The sequence below is a fragment of the Streptomyces palmae genome (genome assembly GCF_004684805.1).
In the GTDB taxonomy this organism is placed as follows: domain Bacteria; phylum Actinomycetota; class Actinomycetes; order Streptomycetales; family Streptomycetaceae; genus Streptomyces; species Streptomyces palmae.
Map to the genome: position 1 here is coordinate 1 of NZ_SRID01000287.1, position 9,166 is coordinate 9,166.

Annotated in this window: 2 protein-coding genes; both read right to left on the bottom strand. The window is 71.9% G+C overall.

Annotated features, from left to right (window positions below):
• On the bottom strand, nucleotides 1-8,200 hold an 8,200-nt coding region (locus E4099_RS24050), incomplete at its 3' end, for a type I polyketide synthase (protein WP_135341210.1).
• A gap of 43 nt (nucleotides 8,201-8,243) precedes the next feature.
• Nucleotides 8,244-9,166: KR domain-containing protein (locus tag E4099_RS24055; protein ID WP_135341211.1), on the bottom strand; the 923-nt coding region annotated here is incomplete at its 5' end.

Here is a 9,166-nt window from a genome sequence, read left to right on the forward strand (position 1 = left end):
AACCCGCACCCACCACATCGCCCACACCAACCCCAGACTCCAACCAGAACCGCTCCCGCTGGAACGCATACGTCGGCAACTCCACCCGACGCCCCCGCACCCCAGCAGCACGCAGCACCTCAACCCAATCGACCGACGCACCCCGCACAAAGACCTGCGCAAGCGCCTCGGAGAGTGCTTGGGCCTCGTTGCGGTCGGCGCGCAACGCGGGCGCGAACACCGCCTCGGGCAAGGAGTCCTGGCCCATCGCGGACAGCACTCCATCCGGACCCAGCTCCAAGAACACCGAAGCCCCGGCACCCGCCAACGCCTCGACACCCGCCGCGAACCGCACGGCCTCCCGCACATGCCGCACCCAGTACCCGGGCGAACACAAATCCTCAGCGGAAGCCACGGCACCCGTCAGGTTGGAGACCACCGGGATGGACGGCGCCACATACGACAGCCCCTCGGCCACCGCCGCGAACTCCGCCAACATCGGCTCCATCAACGGCGAATGGAACGCATGCGAGACCCGCAACCGCTTGGTCTTCACACCCGAAGCCGCCAGCTTCTCAGCGACCTCAAGGACCGCATCTTCAGCGCCGGACAGCACCACCGACACCGGACCGTTGACAGCCGCGATGCCCACCTCGGCCTCACGCCCCACCAGCAACGGCAGAACATCAGCCTCAGCAGCCTGCACCGCCACCATCGCACCACCCACCGGCAACGCCTGCATCAGCCGACCACGAGCTGACACCAGCACGCAGGCATCGTCCAGCGACAGCACACCCGCCACATGCGCGGCGGCCAACTCGCCGATCGAATGACCGCCCACGAAGTCCGGACGCACACCCCAGGACTCCACCAGCCGGAACAGCGCCACCTCCAGCGCGAACAGACCACACTGCGTAAACGCCGTCTGGTTCAACAGCTCGGCGTCCTCGATGCCCGCCTCGGCGAACACCACCTCCCGCAGCGACCGCCCCAGCACGCCATCGAACCGAGCGCACACCGCGTCGAAGGCATCCGCGAACACCGGATACGTCGCATACAACTCACGACCCATCCCGGGACGCTGGCTGCCCTGGCCCGAGAACAGCACCGCCGACTTACCCGACGGCCCCGCCACCCCCTGGACCACCCCCGCACCAGGCTCACCGGAGGCCAGGCCGGCCAGACCCGCCGCGAAACCGGCCGCATCCGCCGCCAGAACCACCGCGCGCTGGTCGAACCGCGACCGGGTGCTCACCAGCGAATGCGCCACATCCGCCACCGAGACCCCAGGATCGGCCTCGACACGCTCCAGCAGACGCGCCGCCTGCCCCCGCAGACCCGCCTCCGAACGAGCCGACACCACCCACGGCAGCACCGCCCCGCTCCCGGGGACCTCCGCGACCGGCTCGTTCATCTTCGCTGGCTCCGCAGGCGCCTGCTCCAACACCACATGGGCGTTGGTGCCGCTGGCGCCGAAGGAGGAGACACCTGCCCGGCGCGGATGCCCGGTCTCCGGCCAGGATCGCTGCTCGGTGAGCAGTTCCACCGCGCCCATCGACCAGTCCACATGGGAGGACGGCTGGTCCACGTGCAAGGTCTGCGGCAGCACACCGTGCCGCATCGCCAGCACCATCTTGATGACGCCCGCCACACCGGCGGCGGCCTGCGTATGCCCGATGTTCGACTTGGCCGAGCCCAACCACAGGGGCTGCTCCGTGGAGTGCTCCTGGCCGTAGGTGGCCAGCAGCGCCTGCGCCTCGATCGGGTCACCCAGGGTGGTCCCCGTACCGTGTGCCTCGACCGCGTCCACCTCGGCCGCCGACACCCCGGCAGCGGCCAGCGCCTGCCGGATCACCCGCTGCTGCGAGGGACCATTCGGCGCGGTCAGGCCATTGCTGGCGCCGTCCTGGTTGATCGCGCTCCCGCGTACCACCGCCAGGATCGGGTGGCCGTTGCGCTGGGCGTCGTCCAGCCGCTCCAGCAGCAGGACGCCCGCGCCCTCGGAGAAGCCCGTACCGTCCGCCGCCTCCGCGAACGCCTTGCAGCGGCCGTCCGGGGAGAGTCCGCGCTGGCGGCTGAACTCCACGAACAGGCCCGGGGTGGACATCACGGTCACACCGCCGGCCAGGGCCAGCGAGCATTCGCCCTGTCGGAGTGCCTGCGCGGCCAGGTGCAGGGCCACCAACGACGACGAACAGGCGGTGTCCACGGTGACCGCCGGGCCCTCAAGACCGAAGGTGTAGGAGACCCGGCCGGAGGCGACGCTTCCGGCGGTGCCGTTGCCTATGTAGCCCTCCACGTCCTCGGGGGCGGTGTGCACTCCAGAGGCGTAGTCGTGGTGCATGATCCCGGCGAAGACCCCGGTCTGGCTGCCGCGCAGGGTGTCCGGGTCGATCCCGGCCCGCTCGATCGCCTCCCAGGACGTCTCCAACAGCAGCCGCTGCTGCGGGTCCATGGCCAGGGCCTCGCGCGGCGAGATCCCGAAGAACGCCGGGTCGAACTCGCCCGCGTCATAGAGGAATCCGCCCTGGTCCGCGTAGGCGGTGCCTCGGTGGTCGGGATCCGGGTGGTGCAGGTTCTCGAGGTCCCAGCCGCGGTCGGTGGGGAAGCCGGACATGGCGTCCCCGCCGCGTATCAGCAGCTGCCACAGGTCCTCGGGGGTCCGTACGCCGCCGGGGTAGCGGCAGCTCATGCCGACGATGGCGATCGATCCGCCGTCCTGGCTGCTGGAAGCCGTCCGCACGCCGTTGGCCGCCGCCGGGGCGCTGTCCTCGAACAGCTCGGCCCGCAGGTGACGGGCGAGGGCGGAGGGCGTGGGGTAGTCGAAGACCAGGGTGGCGGGCAGCCGCAGACCGGTGGCCGCGTTGAGGCGGTTGCGCAGCTCCACGGCGGTCAGCGAGTCGAAGCCCAGCTCCTTGAAGGCGCGTGCCGGGTCCACCGTGTCGGTGGCCGCGTAGCCGAGTACGGCCGCCACCCCGCTGCTCACCAGGTCGAGCAGCACCCGGTCCTGGTCGGCCTCGGCCAGTCCGGCCAACCGCCGCCTGAGTGAGGCCTCGGAGTCGGTCTGGGACTGGGCGGTACGCCGGGTCGGGGCGCTGACCAGGGCCCGCAGCAGCGGAGGCACCGGTGCGGTGGGGCGGCGGAGCACCGCCGGGTCCAGCTTGGCCGGGACCAGGAGGGAACGGTCCACGGCGTGCGCGGCGTCGAAGAGCGCCAGGCCCTGCTCGGAGGTCAGCGGGATCACTCCGCCGCGTGCCATCCGGGTCATCTCGGTGTTGCCGAGGTGGCCCGTCATCTCACTGCGTTCGGCCCAGAAACCCCAGGCCAGCGACAAGCCCGCCAGCCCACGTGCCCGCCGGTACGACGCCAGACCATCCAGGAACGCGTTCGCCGCCGCATAGTTCCCCTGCCCCGCAGCACCGAAGGTCGCAGCGGCCGAAGAGAACAACACGAACGCCGACAGGCCCAAGCCCTCCGTCAACTCATGCAGATTGACCGCCGCGTCCACCTTCGGACGCAACACCGCGTCAACCCGCTCCGGCGTCAACGACTCGATGACCCCGTCATCCAACACACCCGCCGCATGCACCACACCCGACAACGGATACTCCACCGGAACCGCCGCCAGCACAGCCGACAACGCCTCCCGATCCGCCGCATCACAGGCCGCCACCATCACCACGGCACCCAGACCGACCAACTCGGCCTCAAGCTCCGCCATCCCCGGCGCACCACGACCACGCCGACTCGCCAGCACCAGGTACCGAACCCCGTGCTCGACCACCAGATGCCGGGCCACCAAACCACCCAGCACCCCACTCGCACCGGTGATCAACACCGTGCCCTCAGCACCCCACACGGGCGCTGCCTCGGCCTCGGCGCGGACCCGGGTGAGCCTCGGGGCGTGGATGCCGCCGGCGCGCACCGCGAGCTGCGGCTCGTCGTGTGCGAGGGCGTCTGCCTGCTGCCCGGACGGTTCCAGGCGCGGGGCGAAGGCGGAGGCCAGGAGGGTCGGGGAGCCGGGATCGGCGTCCAGGTCGGCCAGGAGCAGGCGGCCGGGGTGCTCGGTCTGCGCCGAGCGCACCAGGCCCCAGACGGCGGCCGACGCCAGATCGTCGACGTCCTCGTCGGAGTTCGCGGCCACCGCACCACGGGTGACGATCACCAGCCGGGAGCCGGAGAACCGCTCCCCGGCCAGCCAGGTGTGCAGCAGCTTCAGCGCGTCGTGGGCGGCCTCGCGTACGGCGGCGGCCGTGTCCCCCGGCGCGGACTCGCCGGCGCACTGCGGGGCAGTCCCCCGAAGGGGTACGAAGACCATCTCGGGCATGGTCTCCGCATCGGCCAGCGCCGCCAGGTCCGGGTAGCCACTCACCGGATGTCCGGCCGTCCGCAGCGCGTCGCCCAGCCCCAGCTCGTCCGGTCCGACGACCGCCCAGGCGTGCTCGGGCACCGTCCACTGGAGATCCGTCACCGGCGCGGAGGGTGTGGACAGCCCGACCCAGTCCAGCCCGAACATCGACTCCTGCGGCAGCCGCCCGCCGGCCAGTTGCCCGGGGTCGACCGGACGCGCCACCAGGGAGCCGACGGATGCCACCGGCGCACCCGTGCTGTCCGCGACCAGCACCGACAGCCCTTCCGCGCCGTTCGGCAGCAGCCGCACCCGGAGCATGTCGGCCCCGGTGGCGTACAGGGACACACCGGTCCACGCGAACGGCAAGCGGGCCGGCTCCGCCTCGCCGGCGGATTCGTCGCCCGGCAGGCCCGCCAGGTGCAGGGCCGCGTCCAGCAGCGCCGGATGCACACCGAACCTGGCTGCCTCGCGCCGCGCCCCGTCCGGCAGCGCGACCTCCGCGTACAACTCCTCGCCGCGCCGCCAGGCCGCACGAAGCCCCTGGAACACCGGCCCGTACCGCAGACCGATGCCGGCCAGACGCTCGTACAGCCCCTCGATCTCCACCGGTTGAGCGCCGGCGGGCGGCCAGACGCCCAGGTCCGCCGAGCCCGCCGGGCCGCCGGGGGCGGCAGCCTCGGCGGCCAGGGTGCCGGTGGCGTGCCGGGTCCAGGCCGAGTCCTCGGCGTCCTCGGCCCGGGAGTAGACGGTCAGCGCGCGACGTCCCGAGGGGTCCGGTCCTTCGACCACCAACTGGACCTGCACCGCGCCCTGTTCCGGCAGCACCAGCGGCGCCTCCAGGGTCAGCTCCTCGACCTGGGCGCACCCCACCTGGTCACCGGCGCGTACCGCCAGCTCGACCAGCGCGGTGCCCGGCACCACCACGGTGCCCAGCACCGCATGGTCGGCCAACCACGGGTGCGTGCGCAGGCCGAGCCGCCCGGTCAGCACCAGCCCGTCATGGTCCGCCAGCGACACCACCGCACCCAGCAGCGGATGGTCGGCGGCGCCCAGCCCGGCGGAGGCCACGTCCCCCACCGTCTCGGTCGGCTCCACCCAGTAGCGCTGCCGCTGGAAGGCGTAGGTGGGCAGCTCGACCGGCCGCGCACCGCTGCCTTCGAACGCCTTCCGCCAGTCCACGGGGGCACCGGCGGTGTACGCCTCGGCGAGCGAGGTGAGGAAGCGGTCCAGGCCGCCCTCGTCACGGCGCAGCGAGCCGATGGCGGTGGCCGGGGTGTCCAGGTCGTCGGCGGTCTGCTCGATGCCCACGGTCAGGACGGGGTGGGCGCTGGCCTCGATGAAGATCTCGTGCCCGTCGGCCAGCAGTGCCCGCACCGTCTCGTCGAAGCGGACGGTCTGGCGCAGGTTGCGGTACCAGTAGTCGGCGTCCAGGACGGCCGTGTCGATCAGCTCGGCGGTCACCGTGGAGTAGAAGGGGACAGTGGAGGTACGGGGGGTGATCCCGGCCAGCACCTCTCGCAACTCGCCCTCGATCCTCTCCACATGAGCGGAGTGGGAGGCGTAGTCGACGGGGATGCGGCGGGCTCGGATCTCCTCCCGCTCGCACTCCGCCAACAGCTCGTCCAGGGCCTCGACATCACCCGAGACCACCACGGAGGACGCACCGTTGACCGCGGCCACCGACAGCCGCTCACCCCACCGCTCCAACCGCTCGGATACGGCCTCGTGCGGCAGGGACACGGACACCATGCCGCCCAGACCCGACAGGGCCAACAGCGCCTTCGACCGCAGCGCGACGACCTGCGCCGCATCCTCCAACGAGAGCGCCCCAGCGACCGCCGCCGCCGCGATCTCACCCTGCGAGTGCCCGATCACCCCCGCCGGCTCGACCCCGTACGACCGCCACACCTCCGCCAGCGACACCATCACCGCCCACAGCGCGGGCTGCACCACATCCACCCGCTCCAACGAGGCGGCACCCTCCACACCCCGCAGCACATCCACCAACGACCAGTCGACAAAGCGACTCAGCGCCGCAGCGCACTCCGCCACCCGCGCCGCGAACACCGGCGAGGAGTCCAGCAGCGCGGCACCCATCCCCACCCACTGCGAACCCTGACCAGGGAAGACGAAGACACACCGCTCCCCCGCACCCGCCACACCACGCACCACACCCGAGGCATCCCGACCCTCGGCCAACGCTGCCAGGTTCTCCAGCAGCCCGGCACGGTCCGCGCCCAGCACCACCGCACGGTGCTCGAAGGCGGCCCGGGTCGCCACCAAGGAGTGTCCGATGTCGGCCGCCGACACCTCCGGCCGCCCGCCCACGAAGGACAGCAGCCGCTCGGCCTGGGCGCGGAGGGCGGCCTCCGTCTTGGCGGACAGGAGCCAGGGCAGCACCTCGGGGGCCGCCGCCGGGGTCGTGTCGACGTTCAGCGGCTGCTGCTCGGGGCCGTTCTCCTCGGTCTGCTCCTCGGCTTCCGCCGCAGGGGCCTGTTCCAGCACCACATGCGCGTTGGTGCCGCTGACGCCGAAGGCCGACACACCGGCCCGGCGCGGCGCCTCACGATCCGGCCAGGGAGTGGCCTCGGTCAGCAGCCGCACCGCACCCGCCGACCAGTCCACATGCGGCGAGGGCTCATCCACGTGCAGCGACTCCGGCAGCACACCATGCCGCATCGCCAACACCATCTTGATCACACCCGCCACACCAGCGGCGGCCTGCGTATGACCGATGTTCGACTTGATCGACCCCAGCCACAGCGGCTGGTCCTCGGGACGGTCCTGGCCATAGGTGGCCAACAGCGCCTGCGCCTCGATCGGGTCACCCAAGGTCGTCCCCGTACCGTGCGCCTCCACCGCGTCCACCTCGCCGGCGGAGAGCCGGGCGTTCGCCAGGGCCTGGAGGATGACGTGCTGCTGGGAGATTCCGTTGGGGACGGTGAGTCCACTGCTGGCGCCGTCCTGGTTGACGGCGGAGCCGCGCACCACGGCCAGGATCGGGTGCCCGTTGCGGCGGGCGTCGGAGAGGCGTTCCAGCAGCAGGACACCGGCGCCCTCGCCCCAGCCGGTGCCGTCGGCCGCCGCCGCGAACGGCTTGCAGCGGCCGTCAGTCGCCAGCCCCCGCTGCCGGCTGAACTCCACGAACAGGCCGGGGGTGGTCATCACGGTGACGCCGCCGGCCAGGGCCAGCGAGCACTCGCCCTGCCGCAGCGCCTGCACCGCCAGGTGCAGGGCGACCAGCGACGACGAGCAGGCGGTGTCCACGGTGACCGCCGGGCCCTCAAGACCGAAGGTGTAGGAGAGCCGGCCGGAGACCACACTCGCCGCGCTGCTGGTGGCCAGATAGCCCTCGACTCCTTCCGGGGCCTGGCGGAGGGCGACCGCGTAGTCCTGGCCGTTGGTGCCCATGAACACCCCGGCCTTGCTGCCGCGCAGGGTGGCCGGTTCGATACCGGCCCGTTCGAAGGTCTCCCAGGTGGTCTCCAGCAGCAGCCGCTGCTGCGGGTCCATGGCCAGCGCCTCACGCGGCGAGATCCCGAAGAAGCCAGGGTCGAACTCCCCCGCCTCGTGCAGGAATCCGCCCTCACGAACATAGGAGGTGCCCTTGCGGTCGGGATCCTCGTCGTAGAGGGCGTCGAGGTCCCAGCCGCGGTCGGTGGGGAAGGTGCCGATGGTGTCCGTGCCGTGGGCCAGCAGCTCCCACAGCGCCTCCGGTGACTGCGCCCCGCCGGGAAAGCGGCAGCTCATCGCCACGATCGCGATGGGCTCACGGGACTTGTCCTCGACGTCGCGGAGCCTCCGCTGGGTCTGGCGGAGGTCCGCCATCACCCGCTTGAGGTAGTCCACCAGCTTCTGTTCGTTCGACATCTAGCTCCGCCCCCTCGAAGAAACCAGACAGTTCGCGCGCATCTCAGGCATCCCCGAGTTCCCGGTCGATGACATCGAACAGCTCATCGACCGACACGTCTTCAAGATCGTAATTCAGTTCTTCCGCCGCCGAGTTGTCGCCCTCGCCGAGCTTGGCCAGCAGCGCCTGGAGCCGAACGACCGCCTTGGAGCGCGCCAGTTCGTCCAGTTGGGCACCGGCGATCGCGGACTCCAGCCGGTCGAGCTCCTGCGACCAGGACCCCGCGTCCGGCCCGCCCTCGGTGACCAGTTCGGCCTTGAGGTGGCGGGCCAGGGCCAGTGGCGTCGCGTAGTCGAAGAGGGCGGTGGGCTGGAGCCGCAGTCCGCCGGCCGTGCTCAGCCGGTTCCTGAGTTCCACCGCGGTGAGCGAGTCCAGGCCCATCTCGAAGAATCCCCGTTCCGCTCCGACGTTCTCGCGGTTGGCGTGCCCGAGCACGGTGGCCGTGTGGGTACGTACCAGGTCCAGCAGGAAGCGCTCCCGCTCGGCATCCGGCATGCCCGCCAGTCGCTGGGCCAACGCGGGGCCCTCGTCGCCCTGGGCGTGGCCCTCGGCCGCGCCCTGCTCCGGCTCCAGGCGCAGCTGCCGTACCTCCGGCAACTCGCCGAACAGTGCGGCCAGTCGGGTGGCCCGCAGTCCGGCGGCGAACCGCTGCCAGTCGATATCCGTGATGGCCAGGCAGGTCTCGTCCTGGTCCAGGGCCTGCTGGAGGGCGGCCACGGCCAGCTCCGGGGCCATCGCGGGCAGCCCGAAACGCTCCATCCGGCTGCTGATGACCTCGGCCTGGGCGGCCATGCCGCCGTCGGCCCAGGGGCCCCAGGCGACCGAGGTCGCGGGCAGACCCGCGGCCCGACGCTGCTCGGCCAACGCGTCCAGATAGGCGTTGGCAGCCGCGTAGTTCGCCTGCCCAGCAGCCCCGACCGTCCCCG